Annotated in this window: 1 pseudogene; it reads left to right on the forward strand. The window is 73.9% G+C overall.

Annotated features, from left to right (window positions below):
* Window positions 1-218 (forward strand): annotated as a pseudogene (locus tag C7C46_RS33350) (ABC transporter ATP-binding protein); the annotation flags it as partial.

The raw sequence follows: 218 nt of genomic DNA on the forward strand, positions 1-218 counted from the left end.
GACCCGGAGGCGGTCCGGCGACTGCGCGGACGCCGGATGGCCATGGTCTTCCAGGACGCGCTGACCGCGCTGCACCCGTACTTCAGCATCGGCGACCAGATCGCCGAGGCGCACCGCGAGCACTTCGGCTCCAGCCGCAAGCAGTCCTGGGCCCGCGCGGTCGAGGTGCTGGGCGAGGTCGGCATCCCCGAACCGGCGCGCCGTGCCGGGGAGTTCCC

The organism is Streptomyces tateyamensis (assembly GCF_003205575.1).
GTDB lineage: Bacteria > Actinomycetota > Actinomycetes > Streptomycetales > Streptomycetaceae > Kitasatospora > Kitasatospora tateyamensis.